The sequence below is a fragment of the Paenibacillus mucilaginosus 3016 genome (genome assembly GCF_000250655.1).
GTDB lineage: Bacteria > Bacillota > Bacilli > Paenibacillales > NBRC-103111 > Paenibacillus_G > Paenibacillus_G mucilaginosus.
Window position 1 is genome coordinate 4746479 of record NC_016935.1, and the last position, 22129, is coordinate 4768607.

The window sequence follows — 22129 nt, forward strand, 5'->3', positions numbered from 1 at the left end:
CGCTACCAGTTATATCGGGAATTCAGATCGGCTCTTGCCTTGAACGCCACGGTCCCCCGAATTCACCTATCCATTCGATCCCAGGCCAGCGGCCAGCACCAGCTCCTGCAGCTGGTCCGGCGAAGGATCCGCCGTACCTGCGGTTCCGGCCGTTACAACCGGTGCGGCCGCCGCGGCCTGGACCAGCTGCTCCACCTCGGTGTCGGTCCAGACCGTGCCGTCGCCGAACTCGAACCGTTCTACCCGGTGCGCCGCACTCTCGAAGAATCGCTCGAAGGTCAGCACCTGCTCCACGGCGTTCCACTCACCGAGCGACATGATCAGATCGTCCCCGCTGCGGGTGACCGCTGTACCCGATGCCAGGAATTCCGAGAACAGCGTCACCGTATCCGTCTCGCCGGCAAGCCCTTCCTCCCGGATCGTGCTCCGGTCAAAGTCGGGACCGATCACATAGATATCGGACCCGGCGCCGCCGATCAGCAGGTTATCGAGGCTCTGTTCCTGATGAAATCCGCTGAGGTACAGGGTATCGATCCCAGCACCGCCCAGGAGCGTGTTGCCCACCCCTCCGGAGACCAGCACATCGTTACCTGTGCCGCCATCCAGCAGCAGCTCCGTACTCGCCCCGCCGATGATGCCTGCGTCGAGCCAATCATTCCCGTCCTCCCCGTAGAACCTTGAACTGCTCACGACCCCATACATACGGTCGTCCCCTAGGCCGCCATACGCCGTATGCCCGGAACCGAGAAGATCAAAAAAATCATTCCCCGCCTCCCCGTCATACCGGTTTCCTTCACTGATGCCCTCGGAGTAGCCGTCATTCGCCCGGTCGATGAAGGAGTCCGCACCTTCACCTCCGTGATAGCTTCCTCCGGAAGTCAAGTAGAGCTGAATCGCATCATTGCCGATGCCCCCCTGCCACAAGGTGCCGCTGCTGTAGAGCAGGTCGCCCTGATCGTCGCCTTCCCCGCCTTCCACGATCAGACCATCCTGGTAATACGCATTCACGCTGTCATTACCGTCCCCCAGGGTGATCCGGTTGTCATTCTGCAGTCCGCTGTCCAGCTGATACAAGGCAATGACGTCTCTGCTGGAGCCGCCTGCGATCAGTGAGCTCTGTCCATAGAGCATGATAAGGTCCGATCCCTGCCCGCCGGCAATGACATTGCCGTTCCCATAGGCTTCCACCGTGTCATCGCCGCCACCGCCAAGGATGACGTCCTGATTCGCGCTCACCTCGAACCGGTCGCTGCCGTCTCCCCCATACGAGGCATTGGAGGAACCCGTCACCTGGAACAGATCATCCCCCAGGCCGCCGTCAAGGTAATTCCCGCTGCTGCCGGCAATCAGCGTATCCCTGCCGTCCAAGCCGAAGAGGAGGTCTCCCCCTTCCGCCGCTGCGGTCAGTACATCATCCCCGTTCGTGCCAATCACCGGCCTAAGCCGCTCCAGATCCGACATGCGCTGCACACCAGCCTTCCACACCAGATTAGGAACGATACTCCATTCCTGCATCCAGCTTATCACAGCCCACAGGCGGCCGGGTTAAAGTTTTCTTGAGGAATAGCGCTTCAGCCAAAAAACATCGCCGGGACTGCTGTCCGCTCCCTGGAATGGCTGTCCCGGTATCGGCAAGTACCAGAGGGCATGCATAGCGGACCTCAAGCCGCTGCCCGGTTACCGACCGGATGACCGCTTCCGTCAGGCTCCCGTCCGACCAGAACAGATCCACCTCGAAGCCGCCGCGTGCCCGGAGGCCGCTGATCCGGCCGGCAGGCCAGGCTTTCGGCAGCGCGGGCAGCAGGTGCAGAGTGCCGTCGTGGCTCTGGAGCAGCATCTCGGCGACTGCCGCCGCTGCGCCGAAGTTCCCGTCGATCTGGAACGGCGGATGGTTATCGAACAGATTGGGCAGCGTGGACTTCCGGAAGAGCTCCAGCATATGCCCATAAGCCTCTTCGCCGTCCCCCAGCCTGGCCCAGAAGTTGATGATCCAGGCCCGGCTCCAGCCCGTATGGCCTCCGCCGTTCGCGAGCCGCCGGACGAGGGTCTGCCGGGCCGCGGCGGCCCATTCGGGTGTCCGCGCGGGTGTGATCTGCGTCCCGGGATGAAGGGCGAAGAGATGGGAGATGTGCCGGTGGCCCGGGTCCTTCTCCTTGTAATCTTCGAGCCACTCCTGCAGATAGCCGCCTTCGGCCACCTGGGGCAGCGGAATACGCTGCAGCGCCAGCTCCAGCTCCGAGCGGAAGTCTTCATCCGTGCCGAGTTCCCGTGCAGCCTCGCGGCAGGCCTGGAACAGCTCGCGGGCGATCTGCGAATCCATGGCCGGGCCGGCACACAGCGTTCCGCTTTCCCCATTCGGCAGAATGTAGGTATTCTCCGGCGACACCGAAGGACAGGTGATCAGGTGACCGTCCTTTGCTTCGATCATGTAGTCGAGGAGGAATCTTGCGGCCCCTTTCATCACCGGATAGAACTCGGCCAGCCGTGCCGTGCCCCCGCCGAAGCGGTAATGCTCCCACAGGTGCAGGCAGAGCCAGGCTCCGCCAAGCGGCCAATGCGTGGCCGGCAGGTAGATGTCCTGGGGCGCGGTATCCCCCCAGAGATCCGTATTGTGGTGGGCGGTCCACCCGCGGCAGCCGTACATCACCTCGGCCGTGCGGCTGCCCCGCTCGCTCATCCGCTTAATAAGATCGAACAGCGGCTCGTGGCACTCGGAGAGATGGCACGATTCGGCAGGCCAATAATTCATCTGCGTATTGATATTGATCGTATACTTGCTGTCCCACGGCGGACGCATCTGTTCGTTCCAGATGCCCTGCAGGTTGGCCGGAAGCGACCCGGGCCGGCTGGAGCTGATGAGCAGGTATCGGCCGTATTGAAAATACAGCGGGATGAGGCCCGGGTCTTCCCCGCCCTTCTTCACCAGCTCCAGCCGTTCATCCGTCGGCAGCACCGCCGCAGCGGCGGCCTCATCCGTTTGGAGCTCCAGCGACAGCTGAACCCGGTCGTACAAGCCGCGGTAATCCTCGGTGTGACGCTCAAGCAGGGATGCGTATCCCCTTGCGGCCGCGGACGAGAGGGTGTTCAGGCAGTACGCTTCGGGATCCTCTTGCCGGAACGTGGTGGCGGCGGACAGATAGAGGGTGACCGCATCCGCTCCCTCCACGATCAGGTGCTCGCCGATGATCCGTACGCTCCCGCCTTCGGCATCCGCCCGGAGGGCCGCCCGGAAGTCCGATCCGCCCTTCCCGCCGCAGTTCCCGCGCATGACAAGCACGTTCGGTCCTGCGGCTTCGATCTCGTCCAAATACCGGCTCTTCCCCCGGTCCAGCCGGGCGGTCAAGCCGATGGCTCCCGGCCGGTCGGCGCGAAGGCGGAGAACCAGCGCTTGGTCCGGATGACTGATGAACGTCTCCCGAATGAACGCCGTATCACCGATCCGGTAATGAAGGCCCGCCACACTTTTCGACAGATCGAGCTCCCTCCTGTACTCCTCGGCTTCTCCCGGCGGATGGTCCATGGTGATCCACAGGTCGCCGAGCGGCATGTAATGACGCTGGCTCTCCGGTATGCCAGACAGCGCCATGGCCGCCAGCTTGTGGGCCTCCGCCAGACGGCCGGAGAGCAGCTTCTCCCGGATCTCGGGAAGATACCGGAGTGCATCCGGGTTATGGCGGTCCACCGGGCCGCCATACCATACGGTATCTTCATTAAGCTGAATCCGCTCCTTCCGCGGAAGGCCGAACACCATGGCCCCCAGTCTGCCGTTGCCGAGCGGCAGGGCTTCATTCCAATCCTTGGCAGGTTGTCTGAACCAAAGCGTATGCTGTTCCATACGGTGCCTCCTATATCTTCATTTGCAAGCGGTACTCACCAGGGGTTACACCCGTGAGCTGCTTGAATCTGCGGATGAAGCTCGATACATTATGATAACCGACCTGCTCGGCGATGGTTTTCAGAGGCAGGTCCTGACTGACCAGCAGCTCCTTCACCTTCTCCATCCGGAGGCGGGTCGTATAGTCCAGCAGGGTCTCGCCCGTCTGGTCCTTGAAATATTGGCTGAGGTTGGGAACCGCCATCCCGAAGTGCCTGGCCATGCCCTGTACCGAGAAGTCGCAGGACCGGTAATGCTCCCCGATGTACTCCAGCATAAGATCCAGGGTCCGCAGCGGCGCCTCCACCCCCTGCGCACTCCGGAAGGCGCCGCAGAGATCACTGCATACCGAACGGATCAGCCCTTCAAAATCGTCCAGCGTATCCAGCCGTTCCAGGGCGAACACATCCGGAAAGACGGACGAGCTCTGCTCCTGCAGTCCGAGTTCGTCCCACGCCCTGTTCACCGTACGGATGATCTCCAGGCAGAGGCTGCGGACAACGAGCAGCGGCGGCTGGCTGCCCCTCACATATTTGAGCATGGCGGACAAAGAGGCCTCCACCTTCGCCGACTGCCCCGCCCGGATCGATTGGTCCAGGTGCTCCAGTTCGGCGCTTGGATAAGGGGTGACCGACAGGTCCGTCGGGATGACCCCGAAATCGATGATCCGGTTCAGCCCTTGGATGAAGCGGTATTCGATAGCCGTGTTGGCTTCCAGGTAAGATCTCGGCAGTCCGGTAAGCCCGCACTCCTGCCCGAGACCGATCGTGGCGGACCCGCTCCAGACAGCATGAGAGCTCTCCCGGAACGCCAGGACGGCCTGCCGGACCTCCTCGTCGCCGAGGCCGTCGGTCATCAGGATCAGGATGTATTTTCCGGTCTCCATGTGCTCGGCTGCATAACCTGGAAGATGAGATTGCAGCAGCGCTTCCAGGGTCTCGACTCCGATCTCCCGGTCGTTATCTCCTCCAGCCGAAGCCAGATGGAGTATCGCAGCCCGGAACCGTGATCCTGGGACCGGCAGTCCGATCTCGTCCGCATGCAGCCGAAGCTCTTCCTCCGATCCAAATTCCCCTTTGACCAGCGAGAAGATCAGCTGCTTCTTGGCCGCCGCCGCATGGCTTTTGACCCGCTCGTCCAGCAGCCGGTTGCGGGTGGCCAGAGAGGTAATCGCATAACGGACCGTCTCCAGCTCGTTCAGCGCCGGCCCCTCGGGCGTCAGGATATGCTCGGTCTCCCGCTGAAGCTGGCGGATCGGCCGGTAATTCCAGCGCATGCCGAGGAAGACGAACAGCGCTCCGAGGACAAGCACGGCGGCCCCTCCGTACAGGAACAGGGTTTGGGCCTGAGCCAGCCTGCCCATCACCAGCCTGACGGGTATAAGGGTGACGTAAGTCCATCCGCTCTGCTTGGAGCGGATGGAGAAGACATAGTGCTCCTCCCCTCCCACGGTAACCTTCCGGGAGCCGGGAGCCACCGCTGAAGCGGTGATGCTGCTGACTTTCTCCGCCTCTGTTTCGCTGATCGTTCCCACGCCGGCGATCGGCCGGTTCTCCGGATCGAGAATCCAGGTCGAGCCGCCTGTGGGGATCAGATTGGAGAGAAGCTGCCGGATCGCGGTTTCCTTCATCAGATAGACGACTGACGCATAGGGCTGATTCCGGTAGGGCAGGACCGGAACAATGACCCGCATATACCGCTCCCCCCCGATCCGATCGCTCGCCGGCGGCTTGATCACTCGCTCGGACAGGGAGTTCAGATCCCTCGACAGCTCCTCCTCCCTCCAATCGTCGAACTGATAGATCTGGTCGGCCAGCATGGGGAGCGCATAGATGCTGCTGCTCGTATACACGGATGCCTCTCCCCGGTAGTACAGCCAGATTTCATGAAGGAAGGGGTTCATTTTCTGGATGCGTTTGAGCTCATTCACGATCCCCCAGGCCTTATACCCATGGTCGCCGGAAACCCGGAACAGGGAGAGACGGTTGTCTTCCAGCATCATCTGGTAGGTCGTGTCCTCCAGCCGCTTCAGCTGCTCGTCCATCGCGTAGCGGACTTTATCCAGGGTGTTGAGATTCCCCTGCACCGTCTCCTCCTCCAGCTTGTTCACGAAGGCATGGTAGACGACGAAGGTCAATCCGGACACCGGCAGCAGCAGGATCAGAAGATACGACAGCAGGAAGGTAGTAAAGATGCGGTAAGCACGGGTCTTCCCCATACGGTCTCTCCTTTCTGTTCAAGGGCTTCACGCTTGGAGCGCGGCGGCTTAGTCCAGGTCAGGCAGGAGGCCCTGCCTTCACCCGCCATTCCAATCCTTATCTCTTCTGGTAGCGGTCGTAGGCCGCCTGCTGAATCCGGATCGCTTCTTCGATCCCCATCTTCTTCAGGGTCGCCGTGAACTGGTCATAATTGGCCAAGGGCTCGGAGCCCATAATGAATTTGATCCACATCTCTTTGACATACGTATTGACTTCGCTCATGATACTGCCGAGCTTCTGGCTCTCTTCCCCGCTGAAGGACAGCGGCGGGATCAAAAGCGATCGGTCGGCCTGGAACCAGGTCTCGTTCGCTTCGGCCGCTTCCGGATAGCGGAGCTCGAAGGCCGCCCAGGCGTGGAAGTCCATCACCTTCACCATGCCGGAAGTAGGCAGGGCGTATTTCTTCACCGCTTCCGTCGGTTCGAAGCCTTCCGGATTCTTGAAGACCTCGTCCGTGTAGACCTTCTTCCCGTTCTCGACTTTGTAGCTTTTGCCTTCGATTCCCCAATTCTGCAGGTCGCTGCCTTCCGGCCCGATCATGTAGTCAAGCAGCTTCACCGCCGCTGCGGGATCTTTGGCCTGCGAGCTGACGAACGCGCCGTCGAGCGGAACGTTCTGGACCATCTGCACGTGGCTGCTGTAGGACTTGCCCGCCGGACCGACCGCCGGAGGAAGGCCGATCAATTTGAAGTCGGGGATGCTCCCTTTCATCTGGTCCTTGTAGGAATTGATTCCGGAGATGACGCCGCCGTAGGCGCCGACCGTGTTTTTGACGAATTTGGCATCGAACGCCTTGCGGTCCGTTGCAGCGAACTCCGAATCGATCAAGCCTTCTTTGAACCACTTGTTCATGGTGGTGAGGTAATCCTTGTAGCCGGGCTCCAGCGGTCCGAAGGTCACCTTCCCCGTCGCGGGGCTGAGATGGAACTTATCGGCCAGCAGCCCCCACCCGGTGGCAAAGGAGCCGATGCTGCCCAGTCCGTCTCCCCGGTCGCCGAGCGGAATCTCGTCGTTCTGGCCGTTGCCGTTCGGATCCTTCTCCTTGAATGCCTTCAGCACGGTATACCATTCGTCAATCGTCTTCGGCGGCTTCAGTCCGACCTTGTTCAGCCAGTCTTCTCGGACCATCTGACCGGAGTACGCAATCCGGTGCAGGTCGATATCGATCTGCGGGAACTTCGCGATGGTGCCGTCATCGAGTGCAACCTGCTTGCGGATCTCGGGGTGCTCGTTCAGGATTTTTTTATAGTTCGGGGCATGCTGTTCGATGAGATCGTTGAGCTTGATGGCCACTCCATCCTCCACCAGCTTGGCGAACCCCCCGGGGTAGCTGCTCGGGGCATACACAATGTCGGGATACGTGCCCGAAGCGAGCATAATATTGAACTGGGAGCCGTCACCGGGCTGCTGGAACGTAATCTTCGTGCCCGTCCGCTTTTGAATTTCTTTGTAGGCTTCCACTTCTTCGAATCCCTTGACCGTCTTGGCCGTGAGGTTGGTGTTCATGAAGAAGGTAAGCTCCGCAGGCTTGCCGTCTTCTCCTTCCGCAGCCGGCACCTCGTCCGCGTTCGAGCAGGCGGTGATGGTTCCAAGTCCAAGCGCAAGGGTGAGCATCCACGGTGTGATGGGTTTACGGTTCATGTTTGATTGACCCTCCTGTCATTTCGGTCTCCTGATTTACCGGCTGATCCGCCTAGCCCTTCAGCGCTCCGATCATGACCCCCTTGGTGAAGTGCCGCTGAATGAGGGGGTATACGATCAGGATCGGGACGGTGGCCACGATGATGGTGGCGTACTTGACCACCTCGCCGAGGAACGGATCACTGGCTGTGGACAAATTGGTCGTCTCCGTCGTGCTGTTCTGGATCAGGATTTCCCGAAGGACGAGCTGCAGCGGGAAGAGGTCTCTGTCTCTCAAGTAAATGAGAGCGCTGGCCCAGGCGTTCCAATGGGCCACCCCATAGAACAGCACCATGACGGCCAGCAGCGGTACGGATAACGGCAGGATCACCTTGGCGAACACCGTCCAGTCCGAAGCTCCGTCCATCTTCGCGGCTTCCTCCAGCTCATAGGGAATCGACTGGAACGAGGTGCGCATGATGATCAGATTCCAGGTGGCGATCAGCCCGGGGACGATGAGCGACCATCTTGTATCCAGCAGCCCCAGATTCTTGATCAGCATATACTCGGGGATCAGTCCGCCGCTGAAGAACATCGTGAAGACGATCATCATCATCATGTATTTCTTCCAATACAAGTCCCGGCGGGAGAGTACGAAGGCGAACAGCGCCGTGAAAAAAACATTGAGCACCGTGCCGGCCGTCACATAGAACAGCGTATTTTTGTAACCGACCGCGATCATCGGGTTTTTGAGCACCAGCTTGTAGCCTTCAAGATAGAACCCGGCCGGCTTCCACAAAATGCCGGTATGCTTCACGAGCTCCGACGGGGTGCTGAGGGAAGCGAAGAGCACATACAGGAACGGATACAGGGTGACGATCATCAAGCCGCTGAGAAGGATATAATTGCAGGTATCGAACAGTTTATCGCCTATGCTTCTATGGGTCATCCGATGGTCTCCTCCTACCACAGGCTCGTCTCATTGACCTTCCGGGAGATCCGGTTCGCAATCAATAAGAGCGCAAAGTTCACCAGGGAATTGAACAGACCGACTGCGGTGCTGTAGCTGTAATTGGCCTCGAGAATCCCCCGGCGGTACACGAAGCTTGAGATGACATCCGCCGTCTCGTAGGTTTGCGAGTTGTAGAGCAGAATGATCTTCTCGAAGCCTACGTTCATCATGCCCCCGATCTGCAGGATGAGCAGGATCACAATTGTCGGCATGATTCCCGGCAGGGTCACATGCAGCATCTGCTTCCAGCGGTTCGCCCCATCCACCGTAGCCGCATCATACAGCTGCGTATCGATCGAGGTAAGAGCGGCCAGGTAGATGATCGACCCCCAGCCGATCCCCTGCCATATGCCGGAGCCGATGTAGAGCGACCGGAACAGATCCGGGTTCAGCAGCAGGTTCTGCCGCTCGACGCCGAACCAGGCCAGGATGGTGCTGAGCAGCCCCGCTTTCTGCGAGAAGTCGATGAGCATGCCGCAGATCACGACGAGCGAGACGAAGTGAGGCAGGTATGTTATCGTCTGCACCATCCGCTTGAAGGAGGAGCGCCGTACTTCATTGAGCAGCAGGGCCAGGATGATCGGCGCGGGAAACGCAAAGATCAGTTCGTATACATTGATCAGCAGCGTATTCCGAAGGATCCGCCAAAAATAATGACTGCCGAAGAAATCCTGGAAGTGCTTGAAGCCCACCCAGGGACTTTCGAGTATGCCCTTGGAGGGCACGTAATTCTTGAACGCAATCAGCGCCCCGTACATCGGCACATATTTGAAGATGAGATAGTAAGCGATACCAATAAGGGATAAGGCATAAATATATTTGTTCTTGGCAAAATCTTTGCGGAGCATCCGCCCGTATTCCCCGGCACGCGAGGGCCGATAGGCGGTTCCCGGTTTCGGGTATGAAGCTGTGTCAGCCACTATACTTCCTCCTCTCTATTTTGACTAAGCCGGCTTGCCCTTAACTTAACAAAATAGAGAGCGTTTTCACAATAACCAATAATTATGTGCCGGAATTATACCGGCAGCCCCGAAGTCCGCACTGCTCCGGCATTTCTTAGAAGGATTCCGAGATCGGCGGACCGCTGGCTGCCGGATCTCCTCCGCACCGGATCGGTCCGAACCGGCTCATGCTCACAGGCAGGCTTCCTTCTGGTGCCGCCCGTTATGTAGTGCATGGACAGCGGCGGCGAGCACTCTGGTTTAACGTTAACATTCGGCTGCATCATCGTCAATCCATAGCTCTGCATAGGGAAAAAGCGGCCCCCTGCACTGCGGAAGTACGCAGGCAAAGGGCCGCTGCTTGGCGGCATGCCGGACACTCTGGTGCGGCTGCTTAGGATTCGGAACAGGCTGCCGGAGATCTTGGCAGCGGCATGCCGGGCGGTCAGCCGCAGCCGTCAGCAGTCAGACCGGCTCAGTCTCCCAACGCTGCCGGCGGCTTCGCGAAGACGCCGGTCAGCGTCGGATCCCAGCCGTCCTGCCCGCCCAGCACCCGCTGGACCGTCAGGGCATTCGCTTCTTCCGTCGTCATCTGCTTGCTCCAAGGTACGCGTGCCTGGGCATTGGCGCCCGGGCCGGTGCTGCCGTACTCCCCGTAGACCGCCGTGGTTTCGTTCTCCACCTTGCCCCAGTTATGCCAGCCGGCCGCATAGAAATGCGCGTCCATCCAGGTGTCCACGAATTTGACGTTGCCGTACGGCCGCCAAGGTCTGCCGAGGTACACGGTGCTGTTCGATTTGCTGACACCCTGCAGCTCCAGATCCCAGGTATCGTCCCAGGCGCCGGTATAGGTTCCGGCCTTGCCGTACTGCTGAATGTACGGCTTGAGCGAGGTGGTTCCCCTCGTCTTCTTCGCCTGGTAGAACACGTAGCCGTTCACCGCCGTCTGGTCATGGGAGGCTGCGGTCGTGTATCCGCCGAAGGTGCCGACATGCTTCATCTCGGAACGGTCGAAGTAGGCGAAGCCGTTGCCGTAGATGTAATCCACGGTGCCTTCAATGTACAGGCTGCTGAAATACTGCCGGCCTTTCTCGACATACAGCGTATCCTGGAACCCGTAGAGGTTCAGCTCCCGGAAGACCATCCTGTCCCCGGAGACATACAGGGCGAGCGCCTGCCCTACCCCTTTGACGCCGTTCGTGTCCTTGTTCGGAAAAGCCGAGTTCTGGATTGTCATGTTCTCAATCGTACTGCCGGCCCCCCGGAGCTCGAACGTCGCGGTCTGCAGGCCGGGATGATACGTGACGTTCATATCGTAGGTGATCACGACCCCGCTGCGGCTTTCGCCTACAAAGCTGAGGTTCGGCTTATCGACCGGGGCGATGACCTTCTCCTTATAGATGCCCTTCTTGATGTAGATTACCGTGCGCTCCTGCCGGTTCTGGGGCACGGAATCAATCGCCGCCTGGACGGTCGTAAAGTCACCGGTTCCGTCCTTGGCCACGACAATCACGCGGGAAGGCGTCGCAATGAGCGGCTCGGAAGCCGGGCCGGCCCCATACCGGTTCTTGGCCGTAATCATATAATAGTAGGTGCTGCCGTTGGTCACCTTGGTGTCTTTGAACGACGTACGCTTGGTGGAAGCGATGGTCGTATAGGGACCGTTGTAGGACGAAGCCCGCTTGATCGTATACTCCGAAGCGTCCCGGACGGCATCCCAGTGCAGAACGATCTGCCCGTAGGCAGCTTCGGTTACGGTGCCTGTCGGAGCCGCCGGCGCCCCTTTGGGAGCCGTATACGGAACCGCGCGGACCTGCAGCGTGTTCATGCTGCGGGCGGAGACATTCTCGGCGCTCACGACATAGTAATATGTCTGCCCGTCCACGGCACCCGTATCCCTGTAGCTCGTGCCGTAAGTGGAACCGATCACCGTATAAGGCCCGCCGGATCCCGTGCTGCGCTTGACCTGGTAGACCGCCGCGCCCGGCGAACCGGTCCAGCTGAGGTCTACCCGCTTGCTGCCCGGAACCGCCCGGAGGTCAGCGGGCTCGGTCAGCGGAACACTGGGATTCGCCGTAAGGAGCTGGCTCTCGTCTCCGGTTCCGGCAATGTTCGTGCTCGAGAGCGTATAGTAATAAGTGGCGGCGGCGTCCAGGCCCGTATCATAATAGCTCGTCTGCGTGTTCGGAATCACGGAGGACACGACAGCGAACGGACCCTCAGGCGAAATCGCGCGTTTCAGCGTGTAGGTGGCCGCATCGGGAACGGCATCCCACTTCAGCATCACGGCCGATTCCCTGGCTTCCACGTTGATATTCTGCGGCGGTACGGGGGCGGGCCGCTCCCCGCTCGGTGTAATGGCGCAAGGAGCCGAATCGGTCGCTCCGAACGGGTTCACCGCGCGGACCACATAATAATAAGTCTGACCGTTGATGAGCCCCCCGTCCCGGAACGGATCGGAGCTGGCGGCCGCCCGGGTAAGTCCTTCCGCGACCTTCACGAAGGGGCCGGAGGCGGATTCACCCCGGAGCACATCATAAGTGACGGCGTTCGGCGCAGGAGACCAGGACAGGGCGATCTGCCGGTCTCCGCCGATTCCAGTCAGACCGGAAGGGGCATCCGGAGGCGCATTCAGCTTGTAGACCTGGATGTTGTCGAGCACGATGTTCTCCGCCGTCGTACCGCCGGTAGAGGCTCCGAACGCCGTGATGGCTGCGGTATCCCCCGCCTGGCTGCCGAGGGTCCGGTTATAGAACGGCTGCTCCCGGAGCTCGCCGACGACCGACCCGTCGCTGAGATTCGTGACATAGTAATCGGCCTTGAACGTGTTCAGGTTGATGACCGCCTTGAGATGATACCAGGCGGCATTGGTCAGATTGGCAGGCGTAATGTTCGTATAGATTCCGCCCGTGTCCGTCCATGCGATCTTACCGCCCTTGAGATCGACCTGGATGATCGTGTCCGACGTGTTCGCCTGGCTGTTCACCCCGCCGGTCAGCTTCAGAACATTGCGGCCCCGGCTGATGTCGTTGTTGGGGCCGTAGAAGTACATATCCTGCTCGACGGTCACGATCCCGTCGGAGATCCGGCTGCCGAGCCCCTTCGTCACGGAAGTCGCTCCGGCCCCCGAGCCGACGGTACCCGAGGCGTTCGAGCCGTCCTCGTCCCGGATCAGCAGCGCTTCGGACGGGAACGGTACGCCGTCCTTGCCCGAAGCGGCAATGCTTACCGAGCCGTTCGGTCCGGTTACGCTTGCGGTATAGCCCGCGAATGTCTTGACGGTGGACGTGCTCGTCACGGGCGGGTCCGTCACGCCGTTGAAGCTGTCGTTGATGAAAGCTGTGTTCCCCGGGGGAACGGTCAGTTCTTCCCCTGCAGCCGAAGCGGTCAATCCGTGAATCCCCGTACCGGAAAAGGAAGCCCCCGCCACCAGGGCGGATAGGGCGATATGCCACATTTTCTTCACGATGATCCCTCCTCCTGTTCTTCCATTGGAATAGGCACTACTTCAAAGAAGAAAGGTCATTCTCCTGGCTGACCTCGTGCTCCAGAACCCACATGAAGTACAGGGCTTTGGCCGCCTTCGCGCGCGTGACAACCGCCTTCGGCTCCAGCTCCGTGCCGTTCACCATCTGCCCCCGGGCAATGCCCTTCTCGGATCGGAACAGCCCGAGCTCATACGCATCCTTGACCTTGGCGGCAAGGTGAGGCGCGATCTGTGGGGTATCGGTCAGCTGCTGCCAGGAGACCAGCGGATAGTACATCGCCCCACGTGCGCCCGAATCCAGGTTCGGATCATAAGCCGGATCGCCGGGCACTACCGTCGTGCCGTTGTAATCCGTCATGTACTTCGGTTTGCTCGTGAACTTGGCGTGGTAGGCATCATCCAGAATCGCACCCATGACCTCCCGGGTCAGCTTCCCGTTCGGGTAGCCGGCGAAGACCGCAGGGTCCAGCTCCATCAGCTTGGCCAGGCTCCGGATGAAGGCATCCACGGTGATCGTCTCATCGGGACGGAAGTTCCCCCGGTCATCCTTGTGCAGGACGCCGAGCTGCAGCAGCTTCTCGATCTGATTGCGGTAATAGGCCCCTCCGCCGGTCGTCGTATCTTTGGCCATCTCGGGGAAGATCGCCGACCAGCTGCCATAGCGGGCCGCATCCCGGACATCCCCCCGAAGCAGGGAGGCGATCGCCGCCGCCGTGCGGTCGCCTTCCCCGCCGAGCTTCACCAGCTCGGTGGCGACGATCCGGGCAAATGGTTTGGCCAGCGCTTCCTTGTAGTGGGTTCCGTCAATCTTCTTCGACGGATGGCCGTTGGCGTAGCTGCCGTCATTCGTCTTGCCCGGGGTCTCCCCCGCTTCGATGGACATGAAGACGGCGGTCGTCGCCTCGACGCCGATCTCGTTATAATACTTGACGCTCTCGGCGTTGAGATCGACAAGCGTCACTCCCTGCTCCCGGGCGATCCTCTTCATGATGTCGGGGAAAAGCCTTGTCTTGAAGGAGTTCGTGTAGATATGGCCGGGAGCCGCATCGCCCTTCACCCTCGACAGCGGGGTGATCAATACGGGGATCATCCCCCGGGCGCGGACCGCCGGCAGGTACACTTCGCGGATGTAGGTTTCGTACATCCCTTCGGTCGAGCCTCTGCCGTAACGGCGGAACTCGTCAACGCTCTCGTCGTTGTGGCCGAACTGGATCAGCAGGTAATCCCCGACGCTGCCGGTCAGCAGAATATCGTTCAGCCGGCCTTCGGTGTAGGCGTTCTTGAAGGAGCGTCCGCCCATGGAATAGTTCACGACCTTGGCCTTCTCCCGGTTGAAGAGGTTGTCGAAGACCTGGCCCCAGCCGCTCATCGGCGCTTCGTCGAAGGTGTAGGACTTCACCGTGGAGTCCCCGAGCGTGAAGACCGTTGGAAGCGTGCCGGCGGCCCGGACCTGCTTCGGAAGGGGCTTCAGCACGATCTCCTCAATGCCGACAGGGGTATTCACCTTGTTCGGTTCGATCTCGATATCGAGGTAATCCCTTCCGTTCACGTACGTATAGGTCCACTCTTTGCCGGCGGCTGCAGCGGTATACTTGATGGGCACGAGCTTGGCGGCATCCCAGAACCCGCCCTTAAGCAGGCGGCTGGTCTGCATGCCCGATACCGACACGGTCGTATCCGCCGCATCCGAAGTGGTCTTGACATAGACGCTGTACGCGCCCGGAGGAGCCTGAATCCGGAACGCCATGCCGTAATTGTTGTAGTTGTCCTTCTCGTATTTCGGCTCCGCATAGAATGCAGGCTCCGTAATATAGAACCCTGTGCCGTCGGAAGTGATGGTGGACGTATGCACTTCTCTCGGAGGCATCGCGCTGGTCTGCCCAACGAAGCCGTACCCTGCAGCAGGCGTGTAGAGCGGTACACCGTCATACACATCATAGGTGACGGACCGGTAGCCCTCTTTGGCCTGGCTGGTAAAATTGAACTTGTAGGCGCGTTCCCCCTGAACGGAGGAGTCGAGCGGGAGCTGCCCCGGTTCCGTACCGGCCGCTTCGCTCCGGCTCTGAAGCGGCGTGAAGACCGAGGTCAGGAGCAGGGCGGACAAGCTGAGCTTCAGGAATCGTCTCACTCGCCGCACCCCCTTCCCGTGCCGCCGGTAAGGCTGCAAACGGATTCAATACTGCTGCTGGTCATTAATCTTCCTCCTTGCGATGAGTGCTTGGTTTGCCGTGCTGTTAAGCATCATAGCAAAGGGCTTCCTCCCGATTCGACCAGCTAACTTGCTCTTTTTAGCGAATCTTTGCTATTTCCGCACACTTCCATCCGTTCTAGAATCTGTGCTTCTCCAGAAATTCCGGCTTGTGCTTCAGGGTGACATGCTCCATATTCTGCGCCATCTTCTTGTACTGCAGCGGGGACATGCCCGTGATGAGCTTGAAATTCTTGTTGAAATGCGTGATGTTGAGGTATCCGACCTGTTCGGCGATCTCGATCATCTTGAGGCCGGTCTCCCGCAGCAGCCGCTGCGATTCCCGGATCCGCAGGGTATTGAGATACTCGGGGAACGAATGCCCCGTATACTTCTTGAGGAGGCGGCTGACATAGGATGGGGACAAAAAGAACCTCCCTGCGATCTGCCCCAGCGTCATCGGTTCCCGGAAATGGTCGTTGCAGTGCTGTACAATCTCGCGGATCGACGGATTGACGGGTTTGAGCTCCTCCGTGCTGCCGTCAGGCTGCTTGCGGCCGGCGAAGAGCAGCAGCTGCGTGAGCAGGCTCTTGAAGTACAAGGCCCTTCCTCTGCGGTCCTTGTCCGAATATTCGTTGATCATCTGAAGCAGCAGATTTTCGACGAAGGCCTGCTCCTGCTGATTGAGCTCCAGCACAGGCTCCTGTCCAGAGAACGGCAGCAGCAGGTCCGGCTGCTCCTTGACGGCCGAATCGATATAGGCATCGTGAAAATAAATTACCAGCCGCTCATGCTCCGGCGGACTGGCGGTCATCGTCTTGTGCGGAACGTTCTTCGGAATGAAGGCGAGTGAGCCCTTTTTGAGGGAATAACATTGGTTCCCGATATACAGGCGCCTCCGGCCCGACATAAGATAATAAATTTCGTAATAATCGTGAGTATGAGATTTCAGAAAGCTAAACGGAGTCACGATTTTGGATATCGACACTTCAAAGTCACCCTTCACCCTGGCACCCTCCCCGATCGTGTTCATCTGCTCCTGCGATCATCTCTTGATTATGGGCTCTTCCAGCCCGCCAAGCTATACCTTCGGGATAACTTATTGGCTGCGGCGCACGGTCACCGCCTGGGGATTCAGGCGACTAGCCCTGAGGCAACCTATGTGCAGGAGGCAACCTATGTGCAGGCAGCAGCCCGGCGGTTTGGGCCGCAGTACCAGCATGTGCAGTCCGCTTGAAAGCAAAAAAAGGCCGCCCAAGCGGCGGCCTTCCGAGCAAACCTGTTCTTTTGCCGGGAGTGTTACAAGCCCGGAGTGTTCTATCGCTTACAGCTCTACCATCGCCTTGATGACCCCATTCTCCGGTCGCAGCCAGCTGTCGTACTGATCGATCATGCCTTGAAAATCCGTCCGGTGCGTAATGAACGCATCCGTGTCGATGGCACCGCTGCGCAGCCCGCGGATCACTTCCTCGAAATCTTCCCGGAGCGCGTTGCGGCTGCCCATGATGGCCATCTCCCGCTTGTGGAAGTCCGGATCATGGAAGGTGATGTCCGCCTTCACGAGCCCCACATACACCAGCCGCCCGCCATGGGCCACGAAATTCAGCGCCCCCTCCATCGATCGGGCGTTCCCTGTGGCATCCAGCACGACGACCGGGAAGTCTCCGCCTGTGAGCCTCTCGACTTCCTGAAGCGGATCCCGTCCGGCATGGACCGTCTCGTCGGCAGGGGCCCACCTCCGGCAGAACGCGAGCCGCTCCTCGTTCAAGTCCATGGCGATGACCCGCGCTCCGGCCTGCTTGGCGAACTTCATGGTGCCGAGTCCGATCGGTCCGGCACCGATGACGAGCACCGTATCGCCCGGGCGGATCTCCCCGACCCGAACCGCATGCGCCCCGATGCTGAAGCATTCCACCACGGCCGCCTGGTCGGGCGTCAATCCGTCGGCCCTCACGAGCTGGCGTACGGGCACCGTCATGAACTCCCGCATCCCGCCGTCCTGATGAACGCCGAGGACACTCATGCCCGTGCAGCAGTTCGTCTTCCCCCTCCGGCAGGCGATGCAGCTGCCGCAGTGCACGTAAGGAATCACGCTCACCAAGTCTCCGGGGGCCAGGCCGTCCTGCGCCTCCCCCAGTTCGACGATCTCGGCGGCGAGTTCATGCCCCAGCACCCGGGGATATGTGAAGAACGGCTGATTCCCTTGATAAGCATGGAGATCTGTGCCGCAGATCCCGATCCGCAGGATGCGGATCAGCGCCTCGCCCGGCGCAGGAGCAGGCGGCATGCCGGCGTCTTTCATCACGAGCCGTTTCGGCTCTTCGCATACGATACATTTCATTAGGTTAGCACCCCCGTATGATATTCCGGCCTTCCGCTCGGCCACGATCGCCGTTGAATCGGCTGAAGCACACGCCGTACGGCTTCAATAGCCTTCAAGTCCGGCGGCTCCAGCGCACTCTCGATGTTCCTCCGGATCTTCTCCGGCTCCGCCGTACTGACGAGCGTCGTCGGAATCTCCTCGTGATTTACGGCGAACTGAATGGCCAGCTTCGGAAGGGACAGCCCATGCTGCTCGCAGTACGTCGAGGCCTCCCTGCAGACCTCTCGAATGAAAGGGTTTGCAGGATGCCAAGCGGGAGGCTCGGTTCCCGACAGCAGCCCCATCGACAAAGGAGAAGCATTCACGAGGGCCGTGCCGGTCTCCCGGAGCAGCGGCAGGAGGTCGAGCAGCGCGTCGTCATTCAGCGAATAATGGCAGTAAGAAAGAATAGCATCGACCTTATGATGCTCCAGCACGGTGCGGAATACGGACAGAGGCAGACCCGACACACCCGTGAAGCGGATTTTGCCCTGTTTCTTCAGCTCCTCCAGTGCCGGCAGCGCTTCCTCCACGATCTGCTTCCTGTCTCCGAATTCGATATCGTGCAGGAAGAGAATATCCAGATAATCCGTATGCAGCCGCGTCATGCTCTCTTCGGCACTTCGGAGAATCCGGTCGTATGAGAAATCGAAATCCGCTTTCCCGTACCTCCCCGCTTTGGTGCTGAGTATGTACCGGTCCCTGGGAATGCTCTTCAGGGCCTGCCCCAGCACCCGTTCCGCCTTGAGCAGCCCGTAATAGGGAGCTGCATCAAAGTAATTGATGCCGAGCTCAAATGCCGTGTGCACCGTCCGTTCCGCTTCCCGGTCATCCGTCGGATGAAACACGGACCCGAGGGACGAGGCCCCGAAGCTGATCACCGACACATCCAATCCCGTGTTTCCAAGCTTACGGTATTTCATTGGGCAGATGACCTCCTCTCACAATGATATTTTTATAATGTTATTTTAATGTTACCGGTAACAAAAATACTAACACAGCCCCGCCGTCCGGTCAACGGGAGCGGGCTTGATTTCTGCCTCTTCTTGCCGCATGATGAAGGTACTCAGTATTCCGTTCGGAAGGAAGTCCCGTGTGTATGGTTACCATTTATGATATAGCCAAGAAAGCCAATGTCTCCCCGATGACGGTCTCGCGCGTCATTAACAACTCCCCCTCCATCAAAGAGTCCACCCGCCTCAAGGTCGAGCAGGTCATCCGGGAGCTGGAGTATGTGCCGAACAAGCAGGCCCGCAGCCTCACCTCCAAAGAAACGCGGCTGGTTTCTCTGGTGATCCCGGATATCTCCAATCCGTTCTTCACCAATATCGCGCGCGGCGCGGAGGACAAAGCGCTGCAGCTAGGGTACCAGCTCATCCTCGGCAATACCGATGAGAATCAGGACAAGGAAGAAAAATATGTGAAGATGCTGATGTCCACCGGTGTCGACGGGGTCTTGATCGCCCCGACGGGCGACGGGTCCGCCGCGAACCTGAAGAAGCTGACGAAGCGCCGGATCCCGTTCGTGTATGTGGACCGGACGGTTCCCGCCGTCCCGGCCGACTCCGTCACCGGAGATAACCCGGCCACGATCAAGGGGCTGGTTCAGCATCTGACGGCGCTCGGACATACCCGCATCGCCATGATCAACGGTCCCGGCTCCATATCGATCGCAAGGGAACGGGAGCAGGCTTTCGAAGAAGCGCTGAAGCTCTCGGGCCTTACGCCGCAGCCTATGTACACCCTCGGGACGCACTTCAAGAAGGACAGCCTGAGCGAGATTGTCAGCGGGCTGCAGGCCATTCCGAAGCAGGCGTTCCCGACCGCCATCCTGGCCGCGAATAACTTCATCGGCGTGAACACGCTGCGGGCCCTCCACGAGCTTCAGCTCCGGGTTCCTGAGGACGTTGCGGTCGCCTGCTTCGACGACCCCGATATCATACCGGATTACAATCCGTTCCTGACCGTGGCGAGCCAGCCTGCCTATGATATGGGCTTTCTCGGCATGCAGCTGCTGATTGAGCGCATCCAGGGCACGGCCCCGATCGCGACCCGCCGGATCGTTCTTCCGGCCGAGATCATCGTTCGCCGGTCGACCGTCAGGGAGTGACACCCGAAGCAGCGGGACCGGCGGGGGCCATTCGCAATGGATCCGCAGCGAATGGCCGCGTCAAAAAGGTCTGCCGTCTCCCGGCAGACCTTTTTGCAGCTGCACCCTATGCATCCTCCTGTCAACGTCCGTCAGTAAGCATTCCATCCCGCATCCGCCGTGACGACCGTGCCGTTGACAAAGCCGGATTCGTCGGAGGCCAGGAACAGCGCCACCTTGGCGATCTCCTCCGGCTCCCCTACCCGTGGATTGATCCCCATCCCGACGGACGTACGTTCGAGCCCGAACGGACTCGGCGCGTTGATCGTGGTGCCGATATTCGTCTTCACGCCGCCGGGCGCGATGGCGTTGCAGCGGATGCCCATCGTCGCATACTGAAACCCGACGTTCTTCGTGAAGCCGACGACCGCATGCTTGGCTGCGGTATAAGCCGCCCCCGCTCTGGAGCCCTGCAGGCCGCCGAGGGAGGCGACGTTGATGATGACCCCGCTTTTCTTCTCGAGGAAGACCGGAAGCACCTTGCGGGTGGTGCGCATCGGGCCTGTCGCGTTAATGGCAAAGACGCGTTCCCACAGCTCATCGGTCACCTCCGCCGCAGGCACGAAGTTATCCATGATGCCCGCGTTGTTCACGAGGATGTCGACCGTACCGAAGGACTCCACCGCTCCGTCGATGAGGCGCTGGACGTCCTCTTCTGCCGTCACATTGGCTGCGATGGCGGCCGCCGTGCCGCCCTTGGCCTGAATGCCGTCCACTACGGCTTGGGCCGCTTCCACGCGCAGATCGGAGACCACCACCTTGGCTCCTTCCGACGCGAACAGCTCTGCGATGCTTTTCCCCATCCCAGATGCCGCCCCTGTAACGACGGCTGTTTTTCCGTTTAATCTCATGATGTTCTTCCTCCACACGTTCTCAGGCTTACTTATAGATGGTGACAGGCAGTGAGGTCAGCGTCTGGCCTGGAGCAGAATCTGCAAGATGGCTCTCCAGGTCGAATCCTGCCACAGGCTCAATCCGCGAGAAGCGCGGCAGGAATTCCGTAAGGGCCAGGTTCAGCTCCAGCCGCGCCAGAGGCGCCCCGAGGCAAAAGTGCGGACCGCTGCCGAAGGTCAGATGCTTCTTGTTGTTGGCCCGGTGAATGTCCAGGGTGAAGGGATTCTCGAACATCCGCTCATCCATATTGGCCGCACTCATCCACGAAATGACCACATCGCCTTTTTTGAGTTCAACGCCCAGCAGGTCGTTGTCCTGTTTGACTGTGCGGTGCCGCTTCGAACAGTGGAACCGGTAGCGCAGCATCTCCTCGACAGCGAGCGGGATGAGCTCCGGGTTCTCCCTCAGCTGTCCGTACAAGGCCGGGTCATCGTAGAGGAACGAGTAGAACGTGCTGGAGAGCATGTGGCTGGTCGTTTCGATCCCCGCCCCCAGCAGGAGCATCGTGGTCTTGACCACCTCGTCGTCCTCGAACCGTTCCCCCTCGAGCTCCACCTGGAGCAGATCCGAGATGATGTCATCTGCGGGCTCGGCGCGTTTTTGAAGCACGATGGGGTACAGGTATTGGAAGTATTCCCGGGCGGCCGTTCCCTTTCTTTCCTCGAGCTCCCGGGCATCCCCGCCGCGGGCAGGCTGGAACAGGATGTCCACCCAGTTCTTGAACAGGAGGTTGTCCTTCGAAGGCACACCGAGCAGGTCGGCCATGGCGATGGAAGGCAGCGGGCCTGCCAGGGACTGGACGATATCGACCGTGGTCCCCCCTTCCATCTCATCGATGAGCTTCGCCACTACCTGCCGGATGCGCGGCTCCCAGTTTTTCAGACTGCGCGGGGTAAAAGCCGCCGACAGCAGCGAACGGTACTTTTGATGGCGGGGCGGGTCCATGTTCGTGAGGCTGAGCTTCTCCGGCACCGTCCCCTCTTTATTTTTCGCGCCGATCTGAAACGTAGTCCGGGTGCCCTCCGCCGAGAAGAACTCATGGTTGCTCAGCACCAGCTTCACGTGATCGTACCGGAATACATTCCAGGTATCCGTCTCTTCGTGATAATACACCGGGTTGTCGGTCAGCATTCTTTTGTACCAGTCGAGCGGGAAAAATTCTTCGGAACGCGATCGGAACCGGCTGATGTCCTGGACCGGGATGAGCTGTTGGTTCATTAGGAATTCCACCTCCATAGATATGAGTGCCTTCCTGCGGATCGGTCAGCTGCTGCTCTCTGTGGTGTCGTTCGTTATGGCGTCCTCCTTTCCTCTTCACCGCTTGGGGACAATTCCTATTTTATA

The 22129-nt window shown here is 59.9% G+C and carries 14 protein-coding genes; 1 reads left to right on the forward strand and 13 read right to left on the reverse strand.

The features are described 5' to 3' along the window. Positions 1–66: 66 nt before the first annotated feature. The 11 genes from PM3016_RS40865 to PM3016_RS19915 form a co-directional block, all read right to left on the reverse strand. Positions 67–1515 carry a calcium-binding protein gene (locus tag PM3016_RS40865; RefSeq protein ID WP_014370680.1) on the reverse strand — a complete coding sequence of 483 codons (1449 nt, stop codon included), beginning with the start codon at positions 1513–1515 and terminating at the stop codon, positions 67–69. After that, positions 1490–3835 carry a glycoside hydrolase family 95 protein gene (locus PM3016_RS19870; protein ID WP_014370681.1) on the reverse strand — a complete coding sequence of 782 codons (2346 nt, stop codon included), beginning with the start codon at positions 3833–3835 and terminating at the stop codon, positions 1490–1492. Before PM3016_RS19870 ends, PM3016_RS40865 begins: the two co-directional genes overlap by 26 nt. A gap of 10 nt (positions 3836–3845) precedes the next feature. Further along, entirely contained in the window at positions 3846–6092 is a 2247-nt protein-coding gene (locus PM3016_RS19875) for a helix-turn-helix domain-containing protein (protein WP_014370682.1), read from the reverse strand. Between the two features lie 97 nt (positions 6093–6189). Next, positions 6190–7773, reverse strand: a complete 1584-nt coding sequence (locus tag PM3016_RS19880) for an extracellular solute-binding protein (RefSeq protein WP_013918300.1) — start codon at positions 7771–7773, stop codon at positions 6190–6192. Between the two features lie 52 nt (positions 7774–7825). Continuing rightward, positions 7826–8701 (reverse strand): carbohydrate ABC transporter permease, encoded by an 876-nt coding sequence (locus PM3016_RS19885; RefSeq protein ID WP_013918301.1) that lies wholly within the window; start codon positions 8699–8701, stop codon positions 7826–7828. A 14-nt stretch (positions 8702–8715) separates the two neighbouring features. Continuing rightward, positions 8716–9684, reverse strand: coding sequence for an ABC transporter permease (locus PM3016_RS19890; protein ID WP_013918302.1), 969 nt, complete (start codon positions 9682–9684; stop codon positions 8716–8718). 496 nt (positions 9685–10180) lie between these two features. After that, positions 10181–13162, reverse strand: coding sequence for a pectinesterase family protein (locus PM3016_RS19895; protein ID WP_238540619.1), 2982 nt, complete (start codon positions 13160–13162; stop codon positions 10181–10183). A gap of 46 nt (positions 13163–13208) precedes the next feature. Beyond that, positions 13209–15320: a GDSL-type esterase/lipase family protein gene (locus tag PM3016_RS19900; protein WP_014370684.1), complete on the reverse strand. Its 2112-nt coding sequence runs from the start codon at positions 15318–15320 to the stop codon at positions 13209–13211. Between the two features lie 199 nt (positions 15321–15519). Next, positions 15520–16413: an AraC family transcriptional regulator gene (locus PM3016_RS19905; RefSeq protein WP_014370685.1), complete on the reverse strand. Its 894-nt coding sequence runs from the start codon at positions 16411–16413 to the stop codon at positions 15520–15522. Positions 16414–16704: 291 nt separating this feature from the next. Continuing rightward, a complete protein-coding gene (locus PM3016_RS19910) occupies positions 16705–17721 on the reverse strand; it encodes a zinc-binding alcohol dehydrogenase family protein (RefSeq protein ID WP_013918308.1) in 1017 nt (338 codons plus the stop codon). Further along, the gene (locus tag PM3016_RS19915; protein WP_014370686.1) at positions 17721–18665 is read right to left on the reverse strand and encodes an aldo/keto reductase; all 945 of its coding nucleotides are present in this window, start codon (positions 18663–18665) and stop codon (positions 17721–17723) included. The genes PM3016_RS19910 and PM3016_RS19915 overlap by 1 nt, the downstream gene beginning before the upstream one ends. Positions 18666–18841: 176 nt before the next feature. Here PM3016_RS19915 and PM3016_RS19920 point away from each other — a divergent pair, with 176 nt between their 5' ends. Beyond that, positions 18842–19852 (forward strand): LacI family DNA-binding transcriptional regulator, encoded by a 1011-nt coding sequence (locus PM3016_RS19920; protein WP_013918310.1) that lies wholly within the window; start codon positions 18842–18844, stop codon positions 19850–19852. Positions 19853–19983: 131 nt separating this feature from the next. On the opposite strand, the gene PM3016_RS19925 is transcribed toward PM3016_RS19920, so the two are convergent. Both PM3016_RS19925 and PM3016_RS19930 read right to left on the reverse strand, forming a co-directional pair. After that, the gene (locus tag PM3016_RS19925) at positions 19984–20745 is read right to left on the reverse strand and encodes an SDR family oxidoreductase (protein ID WP_187296786.1); all 762 of its coding nucleotides are present in this window, start codon (positions 20743–20745) and stop codon (positions 19984–19986) included. Positions 20746–20770: 25 nt separating this feature from the next. Beyond that, entirely contained in the window at positions 20771–22003 is a 1233-nt protein-coding gene (locus tag PM3016_RS19930; protein ID WP_014370687.1) for a cytochrome P450, read from the reverse strand. Positions 22004–22129: the final 126 nt, after the last annotated feature.

Bases quoted from the DNA above. Each gene is read 5' to 3' on its own strand.
- PM3016_RS19880 (WP_013918300.1), bottom strand. From the start codon at position 7,773: ATGAACCGTAAACCCATCACACCGTGGATGCTCACCCTTGCGCTTGGA.
- PM3016_RS40865 (WP_014370680.1), bottom strand. From the start codon at position 1,515: ATGCAGGAATGGAGTATCGTTCCTAATCTGGTGTGGAAGGCTGGTGTG.
- PM3016_RS19895 (WP_238540619.1), bottom strand. From the start codon at position 13,162: ATGTGGCATATCGCCCTATCCGCCCTGGTGGCGGGGGCTTCCTTTTCC.
- PM3016_RS19910 (WP_013918308.1), bottom strand. From the start codon at position 17,721: ATGAAATGTATCGTATGCGAAGAGCCGAAACGGCTCGTGATGAAAGAC.
- PM3016_RS19905 (WP_014370685.1), bottom strand. From the start codon at position 16,413: ATGAACACGATCGGGGAGGGTGCCAGGGTGAAGGGTGACTTTGAAGTG.
- PM3016_RS19870 (WP_014370681.1), bottom strand. From the start codon at position 3,835: ATGGAACAGCATACGCTTTGGTTCAGACAACCTGCCAAGGATTGGAAT.
- PM3016_RS19885 (WP_013918301.1), bottom strand. From the start codon at position 8,701: ATGACCCATAGAAGCATAGGCGATAAACTGTTCGATACCTGCAATTAT.
- PM3016_RS19930 (WP_014370687.1), bottom strand. From the start codon at position 22,003: ATGAACCAACAGCTCATCCCGGTCCAGGACATCAGCCGGTTCCGATCG.
- PM3016_RS19915 (WP_014370686.1), bottom strand. From the start codon at position 18,665: ATGAAATACCGTAAGCTTGGAAACACGGGATTGGATGTGTCGGTGATC.
- PM3016_RS19875 (WP_014370682.1), bottom strand. From the start codon at position 6,092: ATGGGGAAGACCCGTGCTTACCGCATCTTTACTACCTTCCTGCTGTCG.
- PM3016_RS19920 (WP_013918310.1), top strand. From the start codon at position 18,842: ATGGTTACCATTTATGATATAGCCAAGAAAGCCAATGTCTCCCCGATG.